Source organism: Bacillus sp. ISL-35 (assembly GCF_018613355.1).
Taxonomy (GTDB): Bacteria; Bacillota; Bacilli; order Bacillales; family Cytobacillaceae; genus Mesobacillus.
In genome coordinates this window covers 129,910-154,281 of sequence record NZ_JAGGQK010000004.1, presented here as the reverse complement: position 1 = coordinate 154,281, position 24,372 = coordinate 129,910, and the positions used below count along the sequence as shown (strand labels likewise).

Here is a 24,372-nt window from a genome sequence, read left to right as displayed (position 1 = left end):
TCTTATCGTAAGTTACTATTTCACTGAACCCATCATCCCTGCAACGAAGTGTTTTTGCATGATGAAGAAGATGATCGCTACTGGAAGGGTTGCAATCACGATTGCTGTCATGATAACGCCGAAGTCCGGTGAATAACTGGATCCAAGATTCGAGATCAGCAATGGAATTGTCATGTTTTCTGGGGACTGCAGGACGACAAGCGGCCAAAGATAGCTATTCCAGCTCGCCATGAATGTAATAATCGCTGCCGCTGCATAGGTAGTTTTCATTGTCGGGATATAAATTCTGAAAAAGAGTCCAATCTCTGACAGTCCATCAATTCTTCCGGCTTCAAGAATCTCCTTCGGGAACATCTTGGTGCTTTGGCGGAAAAAGAAGATCAGGAACGCTGTTGTCACCGTAGGCAGTACGACAGCTGTCAATGTATCAATTCCCACCATTGGGAATGTTTGTGAAACCGAACCAAACATCCTGAACAACGGCACCATCAACGCTGCAAAAGGAATCATCATTGAAAGCAGCAGGATGTTAAAGACCAAATCCTTCGCTTTGCTGCGGAAGATTTCAAAACCGTAACCAGCCAATGACGCGATTAGCATAGCCAAGATTGTCGTCGAAATTGAAATCTTTGCCGAGTTGATCAAGGCAGGGACTAGATCGACTGTGTTTAATAGATTTGTAAGGTTTTCTCCAAAATGTGCACCCGGAAGCAGGCGGCCCTTCGTGACATCAACCGACTTATTCGTTGCACTGACTATCATCCAAATGAACGGAAAAACAGAAACGATTGAAGCGATTGTTAGAATGATATAGGCAAAAACTCTTTTAGTCATTTTTATCACCTGCCACTTTGAACTGAATGATTGCTAGAATGACAATCATGATTACTATTGCATATGAGACAGTCGCTGCATAGCCGAAATCAGGAGTATATTTGAACGAAAGATTATAAATGTACTGGGAAATCGTCATCGTGGAGTTCCCTGGTCCGCCTTTGGTAATATTCATGACCTCGTCAAATAATTGCAACGTACCAATAGTAGACGTTATGGAAGTAAAAAGAATAATGGGCTTTAGCATCGGTACTGTGATTTTGAAAAATGTCTGAAAAGCATTGGCGCCATCAATTTTTGCAGCTTCATAAATTGATTGATCAATATTTTGCAGTGCTGAAAGAAAGAAAATCATATTATAGCCAGTCCAGCGCCAGGTAATTGCGATAATAATTGTGACCTTGGCCCAGAAAGGATCCGTTAAAAATTGAATAGGTGCCTCAATCAAAGAGGTTTTTACTAGCATAATGTTAATGATGCCATCCTGGCCGAATAAATATTTGAAAATAACCGCATAGGCTACAAGGGAAGTGACCGCCGGCAGAAAGATCGCGGTCCGGAAAGCGCCCTTAAACTTCAGCATTTTGTCATTTAATAGAACCGAAAGGAACATCGCAAGCAAAAGCATGACAGGTACTTGAATGGCCAGATAAATCATCGTATTTTTCACTGTTGCAATAAATGTAGGGTCCTTGAATAAACGCGCGTAATTATCGAGACCGACAAAGGAAAGATTGGCACCGGTTCCAGATTGGAAGGACAAAATCAGTGCCTGGATCATTGGATAAAAGTAGAACAGACAAATCATGACGGCAGCAACGATAACAAAGGACCAGCCGATCACCGTACTTTTCAGCCGAGGGTTCCGGCTCGTTTTTTGAATTTGAACACCAGGGTTAGCTTTTGCCGGTATCATGTCATAACACTCCTTACCTTGTTAATAAAGTAACAATTCCACATGCGGAGACTTGCTTCATCCCCTGCTGCCTGTTTTAAGTTGCACAAGCAATTTCAACCATCGTTCTTATAAAAAGACAGCCTCGGGAAATCTCGCCTGACAAATCAGTAGCTCCGCTGAACCTAGTGGAGAAGCCGGCGAATTCCCAAGGCTTTTTACGTATCATTTTCAAAATGTGAAGCTTGCAATTGTATTATTTAAGCTGTGTTTCAGCTTGAGCCTGAGCGTCTTCCAGTGCTTTATCCAGGTCTTTTCCTTTGATGTAGTTCTGAGTTTCGACTACAAGAAGGTCTTCAATGGCATAAGTATGAAGGCCATAGTTGACTTGAGGGATTTCCTCTGTCCACTTAGAGAAATCAGAGATGATTTTTTGTCCTCCGAAGAACTCATCTGCGCTCTGGTAAGCTTCTCCTTCCGCAGCTGGTTTGTAAGTACCGATTGCCCCAATTTCCGTATTCAGTGTCTGATAAAAATCAGAATTAGAACCGAACGTTTTAGCTAAGAAATCAGCTGCTTTTTCTTTCCCAGGCACATTAAGAACATACCATGAGCTTCCACCCAGGTTTGAAGCGTTAACTGAGTTTTCAACACCAGGTAACTTAGGGAATGGGATCACGGCCCATTTGCCTGATTGTGAAGCTTCCGCTTTTACAGAAGGTGTAATCCAGTTTCCAGTTGGTACAGTTGCCACATCGCCACTGTTAAATCCGGCAAGGAATTGGCTCCAGTCAGACACTGGCTTTACAAGGTCAGCTTCTAAAAGTTCTTTATAAACTTCCATAGCAACTTTTAATTCTTCGCTATCTTTGAGGTTAGGAGTTTTTCCATCTTCCTTTGTGTACCATGCTCCAGCTGATTGAATCATCATGCGGATTAGTCCAAGGTCGTTAGGGTCTTGAGTCAGCATTTGCTTGCCAGTTGCTTCTTTCACTTTCTTGCCGATCTCGATATATTGATTCCAATCGATACCCTGCAAATCTTCGACTTTGTAACCTGCTTCTTCTAAGTAATCTGTTCTTACATATAAACCAGCAACACCTGTATCAAATGGCAAACCATAGTTCTTGCCATCAAGGCTTGTTGGTGCAATTTTGTAATCAGCGAAATCTTCTGCTTTGAATGTACCAGTCAACTCATGGAACATATCAGGATACGCCTGAAGGAAGCTTTGTGCACGATAATCCTCGATCAGGACGATGTTAGGCAGCCCCTTTGTCGTACCAGAGCTCAAGCTGGTGTTCAACTTCTGGATGATGTCAGCTTGTGCATTTTCAACGATGTTGATCTGTACGTCTTTGTTTTCTGAAGCGTAAGTATCTTTTGCTATATTCATAGCTTTAATATTGAAGTTTGGATCCCATGCCCATACCGTAATTTTATTCGAATCTTTTGAATCCCCGGATGCTTGGTCCGATTTAGAACCGGAAGAACAAGCTGTCAACAACAGCATACTCACTAAAAATAGTGCAAATACTTTTTTCATCGACCTATCCCCCTATGGATATGATATTTTGAAAGCGTAATCGCTTTGTAAAACAATGATAACACCTGTAAAAGCGTTTTCATTAGGAAGATATTTCTCTGTTCTTGTAGAATTTTTAGCGATTGAATGCGTTTACATTCTGTGATTTGTATTATTTTTGGATTATAGGATTATTTTTGGTTATAAATTTGCCGCTGAGTTAATTGTTTTGATATTAGTAAAAAAACCCCCATTTCTGGAGGCTTTGTTTCTAATCCTGTTTAATGGGCAAAGTAATATGCACCTTCGTTCCTTCCCCTACTTCACTTGAAATGCTGACGCCATATTGACTCCCATAAATAAGCTGAATTCTTTCATGGACATTCTTGACACCAATTCCGGAAAACAACTGCTGTTTGCGTCTTTTTGGAGGAAGCTTAGTATCAGCGGCCACTTCCATTCCGTCACCATTATCTGCCACTTCACAAACGAGGCTTTCTCCATCCTGCCAGATCAGGACATTGATGGTACCCTCAGGCTTATGATTAAAGCCGTGAAAGAAGGAGTTTTCCATGAATGGCTGTAGAATCAGCTTGGGAATTTCATAGTTCAGGCAATCCGGCGATACAAAATAGTTTACCTTGATACGGTCTCCATATCTCTTTTGATTAATCAGCACGTAATTCTTCAAATTATTGATTTCCTGCTCGACGGTAATCGTTTCGCTCACATTGCCAATTGTATTCTGAAGCAGGGAAATCAACGCATTGATGGTCGCTTCTATTTCGGCCTTTTCACCCTGCTGGACCATGAACTTGATGGATGTCAGGGTATTGTACAAGAAATGCGGATTAATTTGCTGCTGTAAAGCGGCAAGCTCAGCATTCCGCTGTTGTTTTTGGGACTTCACAAGCTGGTCGACATACTCCTGAAGTTCATCGAGCATTGAATTAAAGGCATTTCCAATTTGTCTTGTCTCATATGTACCGGTAACAGAGACATACTGGTGGAAATCGGTTTTCGATGCATTTTCAATTTGCTTCACAAGCCTTGAGAGCGAATTCGTAACTCTTCTGGTAGCAAGGAATACGACGAGCATTGCCGCCATGACAATAATGAGGGAGATGATCGCAATTTTCCTTTTATCAATTAAATCGCCAATTGCTGTCTCCTTGTCAATGACATTGAACATATACATATCGAAATACGGCAGATACTCGGCAAGAATGATATGCTCCTTGCCCAAAAAATTTCCGACAACATAGTCATTTGGGGTACTCTTTATATCTTTTGCAAAATTGAGGAGCCCCTTTTCCTCTTTGCCAATGAGGTCTGTCCGGCTGCTGGAAACAATAATGCCATCTTTATCAACGATATACACATCATTACCCGGACTTGTGTAGTTGTTATATGCTTTGTAGCGAAAATCACTTTCCTTGACTGCGAAGTACATAGCACCATAAACATTTCCTGAACCTCGCTCCATTAACCCCCTTGATGCAACGATAAATCGTTCATCCCCGGTATTAGCATTTTCCCTTTCCTGATGGTCGTAATGGTACATCAATTTCTTAGGCTGGTTTAGAGTCTGCTTTGTAAGATTACTGACTTTCAATTCTTCATCCGAAATTGGCCAATAGCTGCGGTCCGTTGCAAACACAAGACCGTTTTTACCGCTGGCAATGACACTTACATTATGGGATACAAGATATGGCTGGATTCTTTTCATTTGCTGGCTTAGCATATAGTACGCATCCATTTTTTCCATATTCGATCCATCCTCCGACAGTACCTCCCTGACTGTACCGTTTTGGAGGAGATTATTTGAAGCAAGAACAATCGAATAATTAAAGGACTCAAGATTGTCTTTTACCTGGTTCATGATCTTGGCATTGGAAATACTGAATTTCTCAAAGAAGAATTCTTCTGCCATACGCACTGTTGTCCAGATAATCGTGATGGATACGATACTTATAATTAAGAAGGTAATAAGAAACATGATGATAAAAAGATTGTTATGTTTAAAACGCTTTAGGATATATTCCATGGTCTCTGTCTCTTATCTCAAATTTTGTTTTCTTCTGTATTGGCTTGGAGATGAGCCGGTAGCTTTTTTAAAAACCTTGCAAAAATAGCTATGGTCAGAATAGCCTACCATACTGCTGATTTCCGATATAGGAGCATTGGCGCTGGTCAATAGCTTCTCTGCTTCCTCAATCCTGACCTTGTTCAAGTACTCAATGAAGCCCTCATCATTATGAGAGGAAAAGTAGCTTGAAAGGTAGGAAGGATTGAAATGAAAATGCTTAGCAACATCCTTAAGTGTAATCGGTTCTGCATAATGATCCCTCATATATTGCATGATTTCTTTAATATTGAGATCCTCTTGCTGAACAGGCATCGAAAAAATGCATTTTTTCGCCTCATCAATAAATTGCTCCATTACAACCACTGTCTCTTCAGCATTTGGTGTTTCCTCAATTGATTGGAAATAAATATATCTGTCTTTTTCCAGCTGTTTTACCTCATAACCCATATTGGCAAGAAGAACCGTGATATTAAAAATGATGTTGCCGAAAAAGGATTTAAATTCAAACACATCCGTTTTGTAGCAACGGGAAAATTCTTCTACATGGCTTTGTAAATAACCAAATGCTGATTCAAAATGCTTCCGTTTGAGTTCACTAGTGAACCAATCAAGATCAAAGCTGGCACATTCCGTCACTTCAGTCCCAAGATTCTTTTCTGTTAAAAGCGGTACATTCGGAAAATAGAATCGATATTGGAGCAGCTTTAATAGTCTTTCCTTCACAATCTTCCCCAAATGAGAAAAATCTTTAAATTCCTTTGTTAAGACTAAACCAATTGGGGGATGGGATGAGGCAAACTGTTCCGCAACAGCAGTAAGTTCTGGCAATGATGATCTGTTGTAATTTAAAAGGACTCCAATCGTATTTTGATCATAATTAAAAGAATGTGGAACAACGCCTTTTGATATGAATACTTGCTCGAGATTTTCTACTAGCTGTGTGATAAAGTCTGTCTTCCCTTTATCAGGATGTTTTCTAAGGTCGAGACCAAGGATACAGTAATAATTATTTGGAAAAACGTTCAGCAATTGGCTTTTCTCATATTCTGCTTCATAACCGGAAATCATTTTACTGATGATTTTCCCTATCGACTGATGCTCGTCCAGGTTTTTTTCAACCGGTTCGAAATCTGGAATTCGACTAGCTGCTTTTTTCAAAACACTTAACAGTCCCTCAGCATCAAGCTTTGGCTTTAGTATATAATCCACGACACCGCTTTGAAAGGTGGACCTTACATATTCAAAGTCGCCAAAGCTGCTTAAGATAATGACCTCTATTTGGGGAAATCTCTCCTTGACCGTTTTTGTTAATTCTTCACCGTCCATAATTGGCATAACCATATCTGTCAGGATGATGTGCGGGTGTGTGCTCTCGATCAATTGGAGGGCTTCCTGTCCATTCGAAGCCTCCCCGACAACAGTAAAACCTTCCTGTTCCCAATTGAGATAATGCTTGATGCCTTGCCTGATCAATAACTCATCATCTACAATTAGAACCTTGCATTGCTCCCCCATCGTTACACTCCCTCCTGACGACGACATGCTCTCTTAATGCTCATTTTACTATAATGGATCAATCGATTCATACTGATATTATTACCAAAGTTGTAATCCCATCAAAAAATGAAAGCGATAGTTGGCTATAAAAATCCATCCCATGTCCCCTTTATTTAAAATTGTCCGAATTTCGTAACATTTATTGTCATAAAGTATATCAAAGCTTGTAAACAAGTTTATAAAGGGGGAAACAGTGAATGGCTGAAACGAAGAAAAATCGCTGGTTGATTGCTGCTGCCGCTGTGGGGATTCATATCTCGATTGGTTCTGTTTATGCCTGGAGTAATTTTACGAACCCGTTGAAAGAGTTGTTTGGCTGGTCAGATTCAGAAGTTGCGCTTACCTTCAGTATCGCAATTTTGTTCCTGGGTCTTGCTGCTGCGTTTTTGGGTCATTTTGTGGAAAAGCATGGTCCGAGGAAGTCCGGACTTCTTGCGGCAACCTTTTTTGGAATCGGAATTGCTGGTTCCGGAATTGCTGTCTTACTAGGTTCAAAGATTCTCCTATATCTGTTTTACGGAGTTTTAGGGGGAATTGGACTTGGTGTTGGCTATATTGCACCGGTCTCCACGCTTGTAAAATGGTTCCCTGACCGGCGCGGGCTTGCCACAGGGCTTGCAATTATGGGATTCGGCTTTGCTGCAGCTGTTTCCAGTCCGATCATGAACAGTTTGATTGAAAGTGTTGGCGTCGCAAACACGTTTTTCATTTTAGGAAGCGCCTACTTCATCTTAATGACCGCATCGTCTTTGTATTTGGAGAAGCCGCCTGAAGGCTGGATGCCGGAGGGCTTTAAGGAGAAGGTTGAGTCTGGTGCCGCAAAGCCAGTCATGGACCTTTCCCAGCTGACGGCGAACGAAGCCGTAAAAACAACCCGGTTCTGGTATTTATGGCTGATGCTGTTCATCAATGTCACCTGCGGCATCGCGATTTTGGCGGTGGCGAAACCGCTCGCGATGGAGTCGATTGGAATTGGGACAGCCGCCGCTGCTGCTATGGTTGGCGCAATCGGGATCTTCAATGGCCTGGGCCGGATTGGCTGGGCATCGATTTCAGATTTCATCGGCCGGCCGAATACGTATACAACTTTCTTCATCCTGCAAATCGGCTTGTTTTTCATGCTTCCGCACACGACCAATGCCCTGCTTTTCCAGGTGATGCTTGCAGTCATTTATACGTGCTACGGCGGAGGATTCGCCTCGATTCCTGCCTATATCGGCGATTTATTTGGCACAAAACAGCTCGGTGCCATCCATGGCTACATTTTGACAGCATGGGCAGCGGCCGGCCTGGTAGGCCCAATGTTTGCCGCCTATATAAAAGATACAACCGGTTCGTATGCCGGCAGTTTATCGGTATTTGCAGGACTATTTGTCGCAGCCTTCATCATTTCCCTGCTGATTAGAGTGGATATGGCTAAGCTTCGAAAACAAAATGAATCAGAAATAACAGCTTAGATTTACGTTCTTCCTATTTTGTTTGCGGACGGGGAGGAAACAAGAATCGTGAAAATGACGAGAACGAAACGAACCATTACCCGTTATGAAAATGGGAACGTTGAAAAAATAGACGACGATATTGCGACCGAAAAACCGTTTACGATCAAATTGAATGAAAAAGAGTTTGCTACCCTGGTCTGTACACCGGAAAAAATTGAGGATATGGTCATCGGCTTTTTAGCTTCAGAAGGTGTGATCAGGAAATTCGCCGATATCGAGGATTTATGGGTTCAGGATAAAGAAGGTTTTGTCCATGCGAAAACAAACTATACCAATCCTTTTTATGAAAAGTTTCACTCGAAGCGATATATCACCTCCTGCTGCGGCAAAAGCAGACAGGGATTTGTCTTCTTTAACGATGCGAGATTATCGCATCATTTTAAACAGGTGAATGTTCTATTAACATATCAAGATTGTTTTCGATTAATGGAAGAGATGCAAAATCGTTCAGCTGTTTTCCAGGAAACTGGCGGGGTCCACAATGCGGCACTTTGTACAAAAGACGGTGTCTTGCTGTCCCGCCTGGATATTGGGCGCCATAACGCCCTGGATAAAATATATGGCTATTGTCTCCGTCATCAAATTTCATTGGAAGATAAAATCATCGTGTTCAGCGGACGGATCTCATCTGAAATCGTCACAAAGGTGGCGAAAATCGGCTGTGAGGTGGTGTTATCGAAATCAGCACCAACAGAAATGGCGCTTGAGCTTGCGGATGAACTGGGAATGACGACGGTTGGTTTTATCCGGAACAATGCTCTGAATGTGTATACAAGGCCAGACCGGATTGTAGAAAAAATCGATTAAGGGGGTATGAAACCGGCATGCATGCGCAACCAAATCAAGTGGAAACGATATGCGGTTTTTGTGGGACAGGATGCGGTCTTGTCGTCGAAACCGAAGATAACAAGATCAGCAAAGTAAAAGGTTATAAGGAAAACCCTTCAAGCCATGGGGAAACCTGTGTGAAAGGCGCACTGGGATGGGGATATCTCCATAGCGACCGCAGGCTGACCCAGCCATTGATCCGTAAAAATGGAGAGCTGACACCTGCGAGCTGGGAAGAAGCATTGACTCTGATTGCCGATAAATTTACTGATATCAAAGAAAAACATGGTCCAGATGCCTTTGGCTGCTTCAGTTCTTCGAGATCAACCAATGAATTGAATTATCTTGCCGGAAAATTCATGCGGACGGTCATCGGAACCAACAATATCGATAGCTGCAACCGAACCTGACACGCTCCAAGCGTCACCGGTCTGGTGACTGTGTTCGGTATGGGTGCTGCCACGGGGTCTTATGACGAACTGGAGAACACCGATGTGATTCTTGTCTGGGGAAGCAATACACAGGAATGTCACCCGATTATTTTTAACCATATGCGCCGCGGCATCAAAAATGGGACAAAAATGGTCGTCATCGACCCCCGTCAAATTGACCAGACGAAACTGGCCTACAAATGGCTGCCAGTCCGGGTCGGAACCGATATTGCTCTGGCGAATGCCATGGGCCATGTCATCATTGAAGAGGATTTAGTGAATAAAGAATTCCTTCAAAAGGCAACAGCGCAGTTTGAGAAGTATAAGGAAGAAGTCAAGAACTATACGCCGGAATACGCTGAGCAAGTCACCGGCATTCCTGCGGATGATATCCGGGACATCGCCAGGCTTTACGCAAATGCGGATAAAGCAACGATTTGCTGGACACTGGGGATTACCGAACACCATAACGGAACCGAAAATGTCTTTGCCTTGATTAATCTTGCTTTATTGACCGGGCATATCGGGAAGTATGGCTCCGGGCTCAATCCATTGCGCGGACAAAATAATGTCCAGGGAGGCGGAGATATGGGCGCCCTGCCGAACAGGCTCGTCGGCGGCTGGAATTACGACGACCCTGAAGGAAGAAAATTGCATGAACAGGTATGGGGGACTCCAGTTCCTGAAAAGATCGGCAAGCATCAAACATTGATGCTCGAGGCAATGGAGAAAAATGAAATAAAGGCTGCCTATGTGATTGGCGAGAATCCCGTCCAATCAGATGCCAATGGCAACCAGGTGGAGAAGATTTTTAAAGACCTAGATTTCCTCGTTGTCCAGGACATCTTAATGACAAAAACGGCGATGCTTGCCGATGTTGTACTCCCGGCAACAGGCTGGGCTGAAAATGATGGGACACTGGTCAACTCCGAACGACGGATACAGCGCGTCCGGCCGGCATTAAAAGGACCAGGCGTATCCCGGCATGATCATGACATCATCCAGGACATCGCCAATAAGATGGGAGCCAAATGGAACTATCAGTCGGCGGAAGCAATCTGGGAAGAAATCCGCAAGCTTGCCCCTAATTTTGCCGGAATCACGTACGAACGGATCGACAAAGAAGGCGGCCTGCAATGGCCATGTCCTGATGAAAACCATCCAGGGACCCCTTTCCTTCACAGCAGACTCTGGTCAGAAGACATAGGCATGAAGGCAAAATTTATGCCAACCCACTACCAGCCACCTGCCGAGGAGCCGGATGATGAATTCCCTTTGATGCTGACGACCGGCCGCAGACTGCAATTTTATAATACAGGTGTCCAAACACAAGACTATAAAAAAGTGAAAAACGCAGAAGAAGCATTAGAGATACACGCAGACGATGCTGCGAAATACGGATTCAACGATGGAGACCAAGTAAGGGTAAGCTCAAGAAGAGGAAGTGTCGTAACCAAAATCAACATCAGCAAAAAGCAGCCAAAGGGCTTAGTCTTTATGTCCTTCCATTTTCCTGATCAGGCTAGCACTAATTTGTTAACGAATTCTGCTACTGATCCACTTGCAGGGACTGCGGAGTTTAAGGCTTGTGCGGTGAGGATTGAGCGGGTGTAGAAGCCTCTTTGATATCGCAAGGAAGATTCCGAATGGACAGCAAAAAAGCACGGGAACCGTTTCCCGTGCTTTTAGAAATTATTCTTAATGAATTCTTCTTCCTCCGCAGCGCTCATTACTCCGTATGCCCTGCCAACAGTACCGCCTTGCCATTCCCAGAAATAATTGTGGTCATGGTCGACCGTTTGGAAATTCCCGCTTTTCCACTTTTCTGCAATGTCGATAAGATCTTCTTTCGAAGCAAATTGGGACTTCGTCAAGAACTCTAAAACCTGTGCAACCGTGTCCTCTGACATGGGAATTGCTCCCCATTTATCTTCAGCTTTCACTTTTTGATGAGTCATCTTGTGCATGATTTCGATCATCTCACCTTCTGTCGTGCTATCCGTCAAGTTCAGTTCGAAGATTTGTCCACCGATGTTTTTGGTTTGCTCTTCATATTCTTCTTTCTCTGTTTCATAAGGAGAATCTCCATTTTCTTCAGGTGCTGCCACTGAACGAGATTCATTTGCAGAGCTTTTCTCCTCGTAATGGTCAACGTTTCCTAAAATTTTGTATGTCCCGTACCCGAATGCCATAACCAAGCCAATGACAACCAACACAAATGTCAGTACTTTTTTCAATATAATCTCCCCCCATTACACGATGATGGTCTTCAGCAAGGATATTAATAGAAGGCTATTAAAGCTAATGCCAACTACATTTATTTAATAGTTTAACATATTTGGGAATATTTTCAGGAATCAAGTAACGGGTCTCCTATCACAGGAACCAGCATTTTTGTCTCTTTACCGTTTTGTCCGATCGCTGACAATCCCTTTTAATGTTTTGTGGACAACCGGAAAATCCTTCTTTGAAATCACATAGTATGTAGGTATATAAATAGATTCGCCGCCTCGTATAGTCAGGATGAATGCAGGCGTTTTTATTCCTAAGTATTCCGTTCTTATACCATTTTCAATTTCAATATTTTTAATGGTATCCAGTATAATTGTTTTGTCCCTGACTGTGATATTTTCCTGATCATATTGAAACATTTGTTTATTCTTAATTAGAAGGATTATGAGCATTATCCCCATTCTTCCAAAAAAGCCAATTCCAAGAATGCCTGCAGTCACAGAGACAACCTTCCTTAGAGCAGGAGCTTCCAGATAAATACTCGCTAAGATCAGAGCCACACCAGTAAGGATGAATAGTGCACAAATCAACAAACGTCCAATAATTGTGCTGGTCCTATAGTTTACTATCTTCATATATTCACCTATCATTAAATATTTTCATATTAACACTTTCCAATAATTGTAACATAATGTTTTACGTTGCATTAGTAACATATTTCCGAAAAGCGCCTTTTATGAGAACAGGAATGATGTTGCTTATTTTCGTCTCATGAATAGGACAGGAGAACCGTCCCAGTATGCTATAATGAAGATAGAATATTCAGACGTTTAGGGGTTGAGTAGATGAAACCGAATATTAATGATATTGTCCAATCGCAGGTGATTGCTTCAATCAAGGAAGAAGCTGATCTGGAAAAGGCGGCTCGGTCAAACGCCAACATTGTTTTCATCCTTACTGGCAATTTGATCACGATGGATGGATATTTGAAAAAGTTGAAGGCCGCGGGAAAAACTACATTTATACATATTGATTTTATCGACGGTTTGTCCAACACGAAGAGTGCAATCAAATACATTGCGGAAATCTGGAAACCGGCAGGTATCATCACGACAAAAAGCAACCTGATTAAATATGCAAAGGAAGAAGGCTTAATGACGATTCAGCGCCTTTTTCTGATCGATCGCAATGCTCTCGTCAAAGGGATTGAAATCGCACATAACTGCAAGCCGGATGCGATTGAAATCCTTCCAGGCCTGATGCCATCTGTGATTGACAAACTTACGAACATGACTGCGCTGCCAATCATCGCTGGCGGGCTAATCAGCAATAAGGAAGACATTCTCAATGGATTAAGCGCCGGTGCCCTAGCTATTTCCTCTGGTGATCCTAAGCTCTGGAATCTTGATTTGTAATCCGAAAAAGAGCTCAACCCAAAGGAGTTGAGCTCGACCCAATTCATGCTCCAAACTCTTCTTGTTTTTTGTCTGTCTTTCTTTTTTTCCTGAACCATGGAAAACGCACCCTGATCTCCCGTTCTTCAAAGAAGTTTCCTATCTTCGTAATGATGAATGTTACCAATGTCGCGAAGATGACAATGCCATAAAAACCTGCCCCTATTCCAATACCGATTCCACCAACATAAAAAATCATTGCTGCTGAAGTCAGGCCTTTTACCCGCAGACCATCTTTCAAGATAACACCTGCTCCGAGGAAACCCAGTCCTGAAACAATTTGCGCTGCCAGACGCATCGGATCCATTACTTTGCCGCTATCATGCTGACTGAAAATCTCTGCGCTCTCTATTGAGACGATGGTTATCAATGTACATGCCACAGACACATACGTATACGTTTTTAATCCCGCCGGCTTATTTTTCGATGTCCGATCCCATCCGATTAAAAACCCCAAAACAGCACTAACCAAAATCCGGAAATAGGTTTCATGCTGCCAGAAGAACCCAGACACGTATTCAATGTAAACACCCATCTAACCAACTCCCTTCACGATAAAAAGAGACCACTCCATGAACGAATGCTTAATCTCCTCGCTAAAAGTGAGGGATAAGTGTTCGCTTCATAGGTGATCTCTTCTACTCTTCCTATAAGCCGGAGTATTTTAATTACTCTTATCATAAACCATATTATAGTTCTTTTCAATATTATTTTCTAATAATTCTGAATTCACTTGCCACCCATGCGCCCTCATTGTATGATTGAACTAGGTATTTTAATAACGGGTAGAGATGAGGAGAACCCTGTGCAAATGGTTTGTACGATAATCGTACAATCTTTTGGCATGGGGTTCTTTTTATTTTTTACATAAAAAACATTTTTAAAAGGAGGAAGAAGGTTTGAAAAGCAAATTAATTAGCTGGGTAACTGTTTTGACTTTCGTTTTTGGGTTAGGTCTAGTGTTCCTTCCAGACCAGAACGTTAATGCGGAAGATTCTAGTCCGCCTCTGGTCATCACGGAAATAGTCACGAAATCCGCCGGCTCCGGGCAGCCCTATGAGTATGTAGAAATCTATAATACCACCTCAGAAGCAATCAACCTGCAAGATTATCAGCTCCAATACTTCACAAGCAACTTCTCAAGCCCTGCCAACTCATGGCCCATCCAGGAAAAAGTCATCCAGCCAAAAGCTTCACTGGTCCTATGGCTGAAGAAGTTCGCCTATCCTGATTTGCCGCTATGGGACTTCAACTCCAACTATGACACTTATCTAACTGCTGACGAGATATACGAAGTCACGCTGACTACTTCTGGTCAAGGCTTGCATGACACCAGCCTTCGTCAAGTAGGAATTGCTGATACAAATGGCAACATTCTCAGTACGGCATTGATCAATGACGGAGAAGTCGATGGCATCACCAACAAAAGCGTTATTTACCAGGCAAACAGTTCTGCAGCGATGACGAGGATCCGTAACGGAGAAACACCAACGCCATCTCTACTCCTGACTGAACAAGTGGCAGGTCCAGCAACACCAGCCAACCTTACTGCAACGCCAACCAACCAATCCATAACACTTTCGTGGGAAGCATCAGCTGGTGCATTTTCGTATAAAATCTACCATTCTGATGGAACGACTACTTCATCCGATACAACCACAGCTACGATCGTGGGATTGGAAAATGGTCAGGTTTACGCGTTCCGCGTGACAGCTGTCGACTCGGAAGGAAACGAGTCCCCGGCAACAAAAGAAGTCCGGGCTGTGCCACAGGAAGTAGTAGACAATGAAGCTCCTGCAGCTCCGACAGGACTTAAAGCAAAACCTGGGAAGGATCATGTAAAACTTCAGTGGGCCGCTAATACAGAAAGTGACCTTTCCGAGTACCGCGTCTACATTAATGGAACCCTTTTCGGTTCTGCAGCTGCCGACAAAACAAGTATAGTCATTTCCCCTCTGGAGTTGAACCGGGAGTATACATTTAAAGTAACTGCTGTCGATCAAGTCGGGAATGAATCGGAAGCGACAGCACCACTTGTCTCAGCACCGACAGAAAACGTTCCGGTACCCGAGCTCCTTATCACAGAATTGATTCCGAATACCGATAACTACGCAGGATATGACGCATTTGAATACTTTGAGATTTATAATAATAGTCCAGATCCAATCAATCTGAAGGGATATCGATTCGCCTCCCACACTTGGAATGAAGAAATCAAAGAAACTTTCATTTTAAAGCCTTGGGAAACAGCAGTGATTTGGACCAGAGCATCATCAATCAGCCCCATTTCACTTGAAGCATTCAACTATAACTACTTCTATTCGTACAAAAGTAAATATCTAAGTGAGGAGAACACAATCATCCTTGGTGATATCAGCGGGCTGGTCAACGGCGGCAATACAGTGACCGTCTATGACCCCGAGGGCAGTGAAGTCGTCAGAGCGGATTACGCAAGTCAGGACGTAACATTGAAGCAAACTGTCACGTTCGCCTATCCAAAAGACAATACACGGACAATGGAAAAATTGGCAGCAAATCAACAGCCAACACCGGGATGGCTGGCAGAAGATCAAGTTCCAAATCGTCCTGTGGTAGATGAGGATGCACCGGCAGCACCAACTAATCTGGAAGCCATCGCAGGTAACGGAGAGGCTACTTTGAACTGGGAGACCTCCAATGAAACCGACCTTTACCGTTATCACATTTACAAAAATGGTAAGCTTGAATACTCTGTTGACTCACAGCAAACTTCCTTTACGCTCTATACGTTAATTGGCAACCAAACATATACCTTACAAGTAAGCGCGGAGGATACATCAGGAAATGTATCGGAAAAATCAGAGCCTGTACAGGTAACACCAAAACACCAGATCATCACCCAGCTGGAACGGTGGGAACACGAAAAAGACCCTGCCTACCAGGGCCTATGGGATATCAGTTCAGACGGCCCGGTGATCGCCGGCCTTGCACAGGGGCTCGTCCCTCAAGGATTGACCTATTATAAGAAAAAAGACTGGCTGCTTACGATCAGCTACGTCGATGATGGGATTAGACCGGGAACCATTACGATAACAAATCGCACGACAGGCAAACTGGTGAAGTCTGTTGTCCTTTACAATACGGATGGCACACCTTATACCGGTCATGCGGGCGGCGTTACTGTCAGTCGTGACCATGGCTGGGTTGCTTCCGAGAATTACTTGTTCAGCTTCAAGTTAAGCGATCTGGTGGAAGCAGAAAATAACGAAGAAATCCAGTTCACAAAACAGATTCCAATACCGGTCGAAGCTGCTTACACCGTATATGATGAAGGCATTCTCTGGGTCGGGGAATTCTATGAAGCAAGCTCCTATCCGACTGATCCATCGCACCATATCGAGAACAGGGATGGGGAGATGCAATACGCCTGGATGGTTGGTTTTAATTTGGAACGAAACAACGACATGCTAGCTGAGGATCATTGGAATGGCTCACCAGAGCACAATGCCGTACCAGATTACGTCCTTTCGACGACCGGAAAGGTTCAGGGCGCGATTGTACAAAAAGAAGCACAAAACGGCATCACGCTAAGTACATCTTACGGAAGAGCTAACGATAGCGTGCTGTATCGTTACGAATACCCGTTAAAAGAAGACCCTCATTCCTATGTAAATGTCGATGGAAAAGAAGTACCACTGTGGTTCCTGGATGGGCACACTGTAAAACCTCGTCAAAGTATCGAAGCCATTCCGATGCCTGAAGGAATTGTGGAAGTACAAAAAGAACTGTATGTCGTATTTGAATCCGGAGCGGATAAATACCGCTATACAACGACCTACCCGATGGATCGGATGCTTAAAATCGATATGAAGAAATTGATGAAGGACGATAAAGGAATTCAATAGCAGAACAAAAAGCGCAAGTGCCTCGTTCAGCCCCGACAAGCGCTGGAGGGCTGACCGGTGAAGTCGTTCTTTGACTTCATTGGGCGGACCGAAGCCACTCGAGTTGCTCAAAGCTAACGCTTTTCGCAAGATACTCGAGGAAGCACTTGCAGAGACGAAAACTGGCTAGGCGCTGGAGCTGGATTCAGACATCCACAGTAGTTATCCACCCCTAATAGGTTTTATAATTTCCTATAAAACGAAAAAGGAAGCGGGTCCTATCACCGCTTCCTTTTTTGCCTATTGGACCATGAGGTCAGCCCCCTGCCCTTTTTGCCGCTAACAATCCACTCACCGATGGTAAAACATAGTCCGGCTTCCAGGCTGAACTCCTCAAATCATCCTCTGTCGTTATACCGCTAAGCACAAGTGCTGTCTTCATTCCTGCTTCGATGCCCATCCGGATATCCGTTTCGAGGCGGTCGCCGATCATCACACATTCATCCGGTTTAAGCTGCAGTATTTTTAATGCTGCTTCAATCGTCAGAACGGACGGCTTTCCAATCTGTACATCAATCTTTTTCCCGGCAACTGCTTCTACAGCGCCGATCATCCCGGCACAGTCAGGAACATCGCCAACTTCCACTGGGCAGGTTCTGTCAGGATTAGTGGCAATCATTTTTGCGCCAAGCTTCACCGCCTGGTAAGCAAAATTCAAATGATCATAGTGAAAATCGCGATCCCATGACAGCACAACCACATCGACCTCTGATGGTGCCATTCCTTCTCGAAACCCCGCAAGTGTCAGTTCATCCTTAATTGGCTGCTCGCCAATCACATATAATGTGGCATCAGGATGGTGTTCCCGTAAGTAATCAATTAAAGTAACCGTTGGGTTCAAAATGTTCTCGAGGCTTGCATTGATATTAAAACTCCGCAGCTTTTCGACATAACGCTGACGGGACTCGATTGTCTTATTTGTCAGGAATAACACTTTCTTTCCATGATCGAGAAGGGAGTTGATCACGATATCCGCTCCTTCAATCAATTGCTTGCCAAGATATACGGTACCATCCAAGTCAAAAATATATCCTTTCAGATCTCTCATCGGTCTCCCCCATCCAATAAAAAATTCCCTGAGCATGACGATTTATCCAATTTCACAATTGGGTGACGTCATGCCCAAGGAATCTCCTCATCTCTATCCTTGTTTGTATTCACTTATACTCGTTTGGTCATCAGGTCTTCGCCGATGACAACCTTCGATAATCCTAGCTTAGCTACCTCTTCATCGTATGGTTCTTTGTCAGATAAATGGACTAATACGATCTCGTCGATTTTTTCCATATCATACTTCTCGACAACTTCAACGAGGCTGCTATGGTTTCCGGCTACTTTACTGGCTGATGTTGCTTCATGGATTAACAAATCGATATGGTCGTATTGTCCGATTCGTTCGTTGATTTCCGTATCGCTCGAATAAACGACTACTCGATCAGCACATTGCACTTCCAGCCCAACAGTAGGTACAGAGTGAAGCGCCTTGAAGCAGGAAAAACTCATGCCACCGACTGATAACAGCTGCTCTTCTTGATCTCCATCAAATGTTTCAACCTCAATGGGAAATGCAATCGGCCACTTGTCAGCTTCCATTGTCGACAACCATTCCTGAAGTTTTTTCTCATTGCGGTAATCGCAAAGAATCCGCAATGGCTTTTTCCTGTCTTCAAGCCACATTCCCCACAGCAAGGATGGCAATCCATAGATATGATCGATATGGAAATGGGTGAACACTACTGCATCAAGCTCACCTAAATCCACTTGCAGCTGCTTCAGTTTCCTGCAGGGATTGCCGCTTACATCGACCAGGACATGATATCCGTCATTCGAAAAGCAAATTGAAGTATTATCACGTTGCGAACCGGGATAGGCACTTCCCGTTCCTAAAAAATGAATATCCACCATATCACCACCTATTTGATTCCTGAATGCATGAAGCTTGATACGAATTGTTTTTGGAAAATGAAGAAGGCGACCACTAAAGGCATGATGACCATTACCGTACCGGCTGCGACCATTCCCCACTGCGCTCCCGTTTCATAGGATTGGGCAAACAACGCAAGTCCGACGGTCAAAGGCCGGGACTCGACAGAATCCGTGATGATCAAAGGCCACATGAAGTTGCTCCAATGGTGACTGACGGAAACGAGTGCAAATGCAATATATGTCGGTTTGGCTGACGGAATGTAGACATGCCAGAGAGTCTGATACCATTTACAGCCATCTATTCTCGATGCTTCATCGAGGTCAAATGGGACTTGCTTGAAAGTTTGTCGCATCAGGAATACCCCGAATGCTGATGCCCAATACGGCATCATGACAGCCAGCTTCGTATTGACGAGTCCCATCTGGCTAATAACCTGGTAGTTTGGAAACAGGAGGATTTCAGGCTGAATCATCAACTGAAGCAAAAACAGGATGAACAGAACATTCTTCCCCTTGAAGTTCAGCCGTGCAAAGGCATAAGCCGCAAGTGTAATCGTGATTAACTGGACAATCAGGACTCCGAAGACAATCACGAATGTATTAAAGTAATATTGTAGAAATGGCGCAGTCTCCCATGCTTGCACATAGTTTTCAACAGTCGGATTGGATACCCAGAAGGGAAAACCACCATTGATTACTTGATTCCCAGGAGAGAAAGAAGTAATGAAAACCCAAAGCAGCGGGATAAACGAAATGATCCCTAAAATGATAATGATGCCATAGTTCAACTTTTTCACGTATTCTTCCCCTCCTTAATAATGGATTTTCCGGTCAAGGTACAGATAGTTGAAGGCTGTGATCCCAAGCATGATGACAATCAGAATGACGGTCAGAACGGCTGCTTTTCCAAGATCCCAGTTCGTAAAGGCCGCTTCATAAATATGATAGAGCAATAGATTGCTGGCATTATCTGGTCCGCCCTTGGTCATGATGTATAAATGGTCAACGTTCTTGAATGAATTAGTAATTGCCACAATCATGACGAACAGCGTCGTCGGCATCAACAGCGGGAACGTAATATGCCGGAACATCTGGAGCGGTTTCGCTCCCTCAATTTCGGCGGCTTCATAGACATCTCTCGGCAAATTTTGCAAACCAGCTAAATAAAATATCATATAGAAACCGGCATCCTTCCATATGATCATGATAATCATCGCAATCATTACTGTATTGGGATTACCCAACCAGCTTGTATCGCCAGCACCAAACAAATGCAGGAAGTTATCGAGCAGCCCGTACTGAGGGGTGTAAATGAAGAGCCAAATATTCGCTACGGCAATCAACGGAACAATCGTTGGGTAAAAAAATGCTGTTCTTAACAAGGAACTTCCAGCCATTTTTTTATTCAACCAAATGGCAAGATACATCGCCAGGAACAAACTCGTCGGAACAGTTCCAATCATGAAAATGACATTATTCAGGATTACCTTCCTGAAAATCTCATCACTGAAAACTTCTTTATACTGATCCAGTCCCGAAAACTGCAACCGCGTCATCGGCCCGCTATAGAAGCTTAACTGGAACGACTTGAGTGTTGGGTAAAACGTAAACAAGGTTAAAAATATGAAAGAAGGAAATAGTAATCCGTAGGCAAACAGATTGTGCCTCATTCCGGAACTAAATTTTTTCCGCTTCGAATCCATTAAATCAGCCCACCTTTCTGGTGAATAAAGAGAGCCCAAGTCAGCAAAATGTCCACTTGAGCTCTGCTCCATTCAGTCCACTGCTGCATCTGTATTACTGAAAAGGTTTCAGCACTTCGTCTGCTTTCTCCTGCGCTTTTTCCAATCCTTCGTCAACTGAACTTTGACCAGTCAAGATTGATTGAATATGGTCATTGAAGATTTTCTGTACTTCACCATTTTGGTAGGTAGCCAACTCACTATCTGCATATTCCAATTGCTCACGAGCAACAAGTGCAGGCGGGAATTCCTCAACATATTTCTTCAGCAAATCAGTTTCATAAGCAGATTCTCTAGTGGCTACATATCCTGTATCGATTGACCACTGTGCGACACGCTCAGGTTCTGTAAGGAACTTCATGAACTTGATTGCAGCTTCCTTGTTGGCTTTTGGAAGATCCTTGAATAAGTAGATGTTTCCTCCGCCAGTCGGAGAACCATATTGATTGTTCGCCGGCAGGAAAGATACTCCGAAATCAAAGTTCGCATTGTTCTTAACATTGGTCAGGTTCCCTGTCGTATGGTACATCATAGCTGTTTTTCCACTCAGGAAGTCAGAAGGAACGGTCGCCCATTCAATCACACCCTCAGGCATGATCTTATGCTCTTTCCCAAGGGACAGCCAGTACTCCATTGCTTCTTTCGCGTAAGGCTTGTTGAAATAAACTTCCTTTCCATCTTCAGACATGATGTTGTCTTCCGTCTGAAGCGCTAAAGCCTGGAACATCCAGTACTGATAGCCAGTACTCGGAATTTCAAGTCCCCACTGGTCCTTGCCGCCATTTTTCGTCAGCTTCTTACCGTATTCAACCAGCTGATCCCAGTTTTCCGGTGGAGCTTCCGGATCCAATCCGGCCTCTTTGAATGCATCCTTGTTGTAATAAAGGACAATCGTACTGCGCTGGAATGGCAAGCTGTACACCTTATCACCAATTGAAGAGTTGGCCATAAATCCATCGTAAAAATCATCTAAATACTCTTTATCAAACAATGGGGTCACTTCTTCGATCAAGTCATTTTCAAGCAAGGTGAAAAGATCGATTGAGAACAAGACAGCCAGTTCAGGAGGATTTCCTCCCTGCGACGAAGCCATCACCTGTGTCATTGTTTCAGCATAACTGCCACCATATTTTGCATTAACCTTGATGTCGGGGTTCTCTTTTTCAAAGTCTGCTACAATTTTATCCACGATTTTTGCTACATCCCCACCAACGGCAACCGGGAACCAGAAATCAATTTCAGTCTTTTCTTTCGTTCCAGCATCATTGCTGCTGCATCCAGCAATGCCAACCAACAAAACAAAGATCAATGATAATAGCTTGACTTTCATGCCATTTCCTCCCCTTACTATCTTTTTTTTCATAAAAAAACCCATGAACAATAAACTGCATCACAAATAAGTGTCATGCAATTTATTGGTCACAGGGATTCTCCTCATCTCTTCCCTTAGACAATAACCTGTCTAATTTAAATATCTGATTATTCATAATAATACAACACTGACTAATTATTGGCAATATAAAAAATCCTAAATTATTTGGATAGATTGATGATCAAAAGGAATCTAAGTTATTATTATTAATAATTGTGACAAAGGGAAAAGTCTAGAGTTCAGTATTCCTTATTTCAGCTTCCGAATAGAACAAAGAACTTTCTTCATTATCTCCGGTAGGTTAAAAAAAATAAATAAATTTATAAAACACCCAAAAATGCGAAGGTTATCGATGACGAAGAAGACAGGCAAAGCGATAAATAGAGTAAAAAGACATTTCTAGTACTCTCCAAAGGGATATATCGTTTGGAATACAAGCGTTATAATATAATCCAGACAAGAAAAAGGATAGATTCACTCATAAAGGCTGGATTTAATTCTGGTCCAAAGTGGTAGGAGGATGGAGGTTATGTTAAGAAAAGGTCTGTTATTATTTTTGGCAGTATTAATTTTGCAGGGGTGTAAGGCTATGTCTAAGGAAGAAAAAGAGAAGGTCGTAAAGGAAGCTACTGAATCGGCAGTCCAATATTTCAAAGAGCAAAAAGGATGGGACGTCGTAATTAATGAGCATGAATTCACAACACGTACTAATGGTACGGAGATTTTTCTTATTGGATATCAGAAGGGAAATGAGGATAACAGGATTCATGCGATGGTGAATTTTGCTGAAGACAAATATGAAGTATCCTTAATAGGATATGATGAAAAGTAACCTGGGTTTCTCAGGTTTTTATTTTGATTGCGACATGTGGGTTGGGTCTCATGCGCCGATAGATTAACAAGTTTTTTAAAAAAGGCAAACCTTCCTATTAAATGATAGAAAGGCAGCTTTTTTTCGACCCTCAGAACCTTCTCTTTGTCTCTCCAAATGGCTAACGACAACTGTCCCGTTATCCAGTAAACAATTAGTAGTTTTCAGCTCGCATTAGGATTCCTAAAAGAAAGAGCTGCAATCACCTAACTTTCCCTTAAATCTTTTAAATTTCTCATTCAAATAAACTGCTCACCGGAAGCTCTTTATGAATCCGATGAATGGCTTCAGCAAGGAGTGGGGCTACCGATAGGGTTGTAATTTTTTCAAGTTGTTTTTCCTCAGGTAATTCAATTGTGTTTGTTATAACTAGCTCAGTAATGGCGGATTCCTGGATTCGGGTTATCGCTGGACCCGAAAGGACGGGATGCGTACAGCATGCATAGACTGCTTTTGCCCCTTTTTCTACTAAGGCGTTTGCTGCTAGAGTGATCGTGCCTGCTGTATCAATCAAATCATCGATTATGATGGCATTCTTGCCTTTTATATCTCCAACGATGTTCATAACCTCGGCTACATTAGGCTGCGGACGGCGCTTATCAATAAAAGCGATCGGAGCATTTAAAAAGCTTGCCATTTTTCTGGCTCTGACGACTCCGCCGTTATCAGGAGCTACTACTACTACATCCTCTAATCCCTTTTGCTGAAAATAATTTGATAGAATCGGCACACCTAACAATTGATCAACTGGTATATCAAAGAAACCTTGAATTTGCGGAGCGTGCAAATCCATGGTGATAATTCTGTTTGCTCCGGCTTTTTCCAAGAGATTTGCAATCAATTTCGCGGTGATCGGTTCACGCGACCGGGCTTTTCGATCCTGGCGAGCATACCCATAGTAAGGAACCACAACATTGATGGTTTTAGCGGAAGCTCTCTTTAAAGCGTCGATCATGATCAATAACTCCATGACATGCTCGTTCCCTGGTTGTGAAGTGGACTGGACTAGATATACTTCACAGCCCCGGACACTTTCTTCAATGTTAATTTGAGTTTCTCCATCGCTAAATTGCGCGACAGAGCTTTTTCCCATCACGCCTCCTAACTGATTAACAATCTCATAAGCAAGCTTTGGATTTGAATTCAAAGTAAAAACTTTACATTTTTCATTTAGACTATATACCACTTGTCAAT

The 24,372-nt window shown here is 43.0% G+C and carries 20 protein-coding genes; 6 read left to right on the top strand and 14 right to left on the bottom strand.

What is annotated here, in order from left to right; all coding sequences use genetic code 11:
• Positions 1–15 precede the first annotated feature (15 nt).
• The 5 genes from J7E38_RS06900 to J7E38_RS06880 all read right to left on the bottom strand — a co-directional run bounded on the left by J7E38_RS06900 (position 16) and on the right by J7E38_RS06880 (position 6,858).
• Complete coding sequence (locus J7E38_RS06900) at positions 16–834, bottom strand: carbohydrate ABC transporter permease (RefSeq protein ID WP_214706060.1); 819 nt, start codon at positions 832–834, stop codon at positions 16–18.
• The gene (locus tag J7E38_RS06895) at positions 827–1,750 is read right to left on the bottom strand and encodes a carbohydrate ABC transporter permease (RefSeq protein WP_214706059.1); all 924 of its coding nucleotides are present in this window, start codon (positions 1,748–1,750) and stop codon (positions 827–829) included. The genes J7E38_RS06900 and J7E38_RS06895 overlap by 8 nt, the downstream gene beginning before the upstream one ends.
• Before the next feature lie 235 nt (positions 1,751–1,985).
• Complete coding sequence (locus tag J7E38_RS06890; RefSeq protein ID WP_214706058.1) at positions 1,986–3,275, bottom strand: ABC transporter substrate-binding protein; 1,290 nt, start codon at positions 3,273–3,275, stop codon at positions 1,986–1,988.
• A gap of 250 nt (positions 3,276–3,525) precedes the next feature.
• Positions 3,526–5,301, bottom strand: coding sequence for a cache domain-containing sensor histidine kinase (locus J7E38_RS06885; protein WP_214706057.1), 1,776 nt, complete (start codon positions 5,299–5,301; stop codon positions 3,526–3,528).
• Positions 5,302–5,313: 12 nt separating this feature from the next.
• Positions 5,314–6,858: a response regulator transcription factor gene (locus tag J7E38_RS06880; RefSeq protein WP_214706056.1), complete on the bottom strand. Its 1,545-nt coding sequence runs from the start codon at positions 6,856–6,858 to the stop codon at positions 5,314–5,316.
• A gap of 239 nt (positions 6,859–7,097) precedes the next feature.
• On the opposite strand from J7E38_RS06880, the gene J7E38_RS06875 reads away from it, so the two are divergent.
• Genes J7E38_RS06875 through fdhF form a run of 3 tightly spaced genes read left to right on the top strand, consistent with a single transcriptional unit; the run spans position 7,098 to position 11,272 of the window.
• On the top strand, positions 7,098–8,357 hold the full coding sequence (locus J7E38_RS06875) for an L-lactate MFS transporter (protein ID WP_214706055.1): 1,260 nt from the start codon (positions 7,098–7,100) through the stop codon (positions 8,355–8,357).
• Between the two features lie 48 nt (positions 8,358–8,405).
• A complete protein-coding gene (gene fdhD / locus J7E38_RS06870) occupies positions 8,406–9,206 on the top strand; it encodes a formate dehydrogenase accessory sulfurtransferase FdhD (RefSeq protein ID WP_214706054.1) in 801 nt (266 codons plus the stop codon).
• 17 nt (positions 9,207–9,223) lie between these two features.
• On the top strand, positions 9,224–11,272 hold the full coding sequence (gene fdhF, locus J7E38_RS06860; RefSeq protein ID WP_251030241.1) for a formate dehydrogenase subunit alpha: 2,049 nt from the start codon (positions 9,224–9,226) through the stop codon (positions 11,270–11,272).
• A 71-nt stretch (positions 11,273–11,343) separates the two neighbouring features.
• Here fdhF and J7E38_RS06855 read toward each other — a convergent pair whose 3' ends face one another.
• Both J7E38_RS06855 and J7E38_RS06850 read right to left on the bottom strand, forming a co-directional pair.
• Positions 11,344–11,895, bottom strand: coding sequence for a DUF6241 domain-containing protein (locus tag J7E38_RS06855; RefSeq protein WP_214706051.1), 552 nt, complete (start codon positions 11,893–11,895; stop codon positions 11,344–11,346).
• A 165-nt stretch (positions 11,896–12,060) separates the two neighbouring features.
• Positions 12,061–12,525 (bottom strand): DUF5381 family protein, encoded by a 465-nt coding sequence (locus J7E38_RS06850; RefSeq protein ID WP_214706050.1) that lies wholly within the window; start codon positions 12,523–12,525, stop codon positions 12,061–12,063.
• A gap of 210 nt (positions 12,526–12,735) precedes the next feature.
• Here J7E38_RS06850 and J7E38_RS06845 point away from each other — a divergent pair, with 210 nt between their 5' ends.
• Positions 12,736–13,305: a glycerol-3-phosphate responsive antiterminator gene (locus J7E38_RS06845; protein WP_214706049.1), complete on the top strand. Its 570-nt coding sequence runs from the start codon at positions 12,736–12,738 to the stop codon at positions 13,303–13,305.
• A gap of 43 nt (positions 13,306–13,348) precedes the next feature.
• Here J7E38_RS06845 and J7E38_RS06840 read toward each other — a convergent pair whose 3' ends face one another.
• Positions 13,349–13,879 (bottom strand): MgtC/SapB family protein, encoded by a 531-nt coding sequence (locus J7E38_RS06840; protein ID WP_214706048.1) that lies wholly within the window; start codon positions 13,877–13,879, stop codon positions 13,349–13,351.
• 364 nt (positions 13,880–14,243) lie between these two features.
• Between J7E38_RS06840 and J7E38_RS06835 the strand changes: the two genes are divergently transcribed.
• Entirely contained in the window at positions 14,244–17,228 is a 2,985-nt protein-coding gene (locus J7E38_RS06835) for a fibronectin type III domain-containing protein (protein ID WP_214706047.1), read from the top strand.
• Between the two features lie 295 nt (positions 17,229–17,523).
• Here the strand turns inward: J7E38_RS06835 and J7E38_RS06830 are convergent, their stop codons facing one another.
• From J7E38_RS06830 to J7E38_RS06810, 5 genes are all read right to left on the bottom strand, one after another.
• Complete coding sequence (locus J7E38_RS06830; RefSeq protein WP_214706046.1) at positions 17,524–18,315, bottom strand: HAD-IIA family hydrolase; 792 nt, start codon at positions 18,313–18,315, stop codon at positions 17,524–17,526.
• A 113-nt stretch (positions 18,316–18,428) separates the two neighbouring features.
• Entirely contained in the window at positions 18,429–19,169 is a 741-nt protein-coding gene (locus J7E38_RS06825) for an MBL fold metallo-hydrolase (protein WP_214706045.1), read from the bottom strand.
• An 11-nt stretch (positions 19,170–19,180) separates the two neighbouring features.
• The gene (locus J7E38_RS06820) at positions 19,181–19,990 is read right to left on the bottom strand and encodes a carbohydrate ABC transporter permease (RefSeq protein WP_214706044.1); all 810 of its coding nucleotides are present in this window, start codon (positions 19,988–19,990) and stop codon (positions 19,181–19,183) included.
• A 15-nt stretch (positions 19,991–20,005) separates the two neighbouring features.
• Complete coding sequence (locus J7E38_RS06815; RefSeq protein WP_214706043.1) at positions 20,006–20,896, bottom strand: carbohydrate ABC transporter permease; 891 nt, start codon at positions 20,894–20,896, stop codon at positions 20,006–20,008.
• A 94-nt stretch (positions 20,897–20,990) separates the two neighbouring features.
• Positions 20,991–22,265 carry an ABC transporter substrate-binding protein gene (locus J7E38_RS06810; RefSeq protein ID WP_214706042.1) on the bottom strand — a complete coding sequence of 425 codons (1,275 nt, stop codon included), beginning with the start codon at positions 22,263–22,265 and terminating at the stop codon, positions 20,991–20,993.
• A gap of 631 nt (positions 22,266–22,896) precedes the next feature.
• On the opposite strand from J7E38_RS06810, the gene J7E38_RS06805 reads away from it, so the two are divergent.
• Positions 22,897–23,139, top strand: coding sequence for a hypothetical protein (locus tag J7E38_RS06805; protein ID WP_214706041.1), 243 nt, complete (start codon positions 22,897–22,899; stop codon positions 23,137–23,139).
• 274 nt (positions 23,140–23,413) lie between these two features.
• Here the strand turns inward: J7E38_RS06805 and J7E38_RS06800 are convergent, their stop codons facing one another.
• Complete coding sequence (locus tag J7E38_RS06800; protein ID WP_214706040.1) at positions 23,414–24,364, bottom strand: ribose-phosphate diphosphokinase; 951 nt, start codon at positions 24,362–24,364, stop codon at positions 23,414–23,416.
• Between the last annotated feature and the right edge of the window lie 8 nt (positions 24,365–24,372).

Excerpts from the sequence above, each read along its gene's own strand:
- J7E38_RS06900 (WP_214706060.1), bottom strand. The coding sequence starts at position 834 with ATGACTAAAAGAGTTTTTGCCTATATCATTCTAACAATCGCTTCAATC.
- J7E38_RS06895 (WP_214706059.1), bottom strand. The coding sequence starts at position 1,750 with ATGATACCGGCAAAAGCTAACCCTGGTGTTCAAATTCAAAAAACGAGC.
- J7E38_RS06890 (WP_214706058.1), bottom strand. The coding sequence starts at position 3,275 with ATGAAAAAAGTATTTGCACTATTTTTAGTGAGTATGCTGTTGTTGACA.
- J7E38_RS06885 (WP_214706057.1), bottom strand. The coding sequence starts at position 5,301 with ATGGAATATATCCTAAAGCGTTTTAAACATAACAATCTTTTTATCATC.
- J7E38_RS06880 (WP_214706056.1), bottom strand. The coding sequence starts at position 6,858 with ATGGGGGAGCAATGCAAGGTTCTAATTGTAGATGATGAGTTATTGATC.
- J7E38_RS06875 (WP_214706055.1), top strand. The coding sequence starts at position 7,098 with ATGGCTGAAACGAAGAAAAATCGCTGGTTGATTGCTGCTGCCGCTGTG.
- J7E38_RS06850 (WP_214706050.1), bottom strand. The coding sequence starts at position 12,525 with ATGAAGATAGTAAACTATAGGACCAGCACAATTATTGGACGTTTGTTG.
- J7E38_RS06845 (WP_214706049.1), top strand. The coding sequence starts at position 12,736 with ATGAAACCGAATATTAATGATATTGTCCAATCGCAGGTGATTGCTTCA.
- J7E38_RS06840 (WP_214706048.1), bottom strand. The coding sequence starts at position 13,879 with ATGGGTGTTTACATTGAATACGTGTCTGGGTTCTTCTGGCAGCATGAA.
- J7E38_RS06830 (WP_214706046.1), bottom strand. The coding sequence starts at position 18,315 with ATGAGAGATCTGAAAGGATATATTTTTGACTTGGATGGTACCGTATAT.
- J7E38_RS06815 (WP_214706043.1), bottom strand. The coding sequence starts at position 20,896 with ATGGATTCGAAGCGGAAAAAATTTAGTTCCGGAATGAGGCACAATCTG.
- J7E38_RS06810 (WP_214706042.1), bottom strand. The coding sequence starts at position 22,265 with ATGAAAGTCAAGCTATTATCATTGATCTTTGTTTTGTTGGTTGGCATT.
- J7E38_RS06805 (WP_214706041.1), top strand. The coding sequence starts at position 22,897 with ATGTCTAAGGAAGAAAAAGAGAAGGTCGTAAAGGAAGCTACTGAATCG.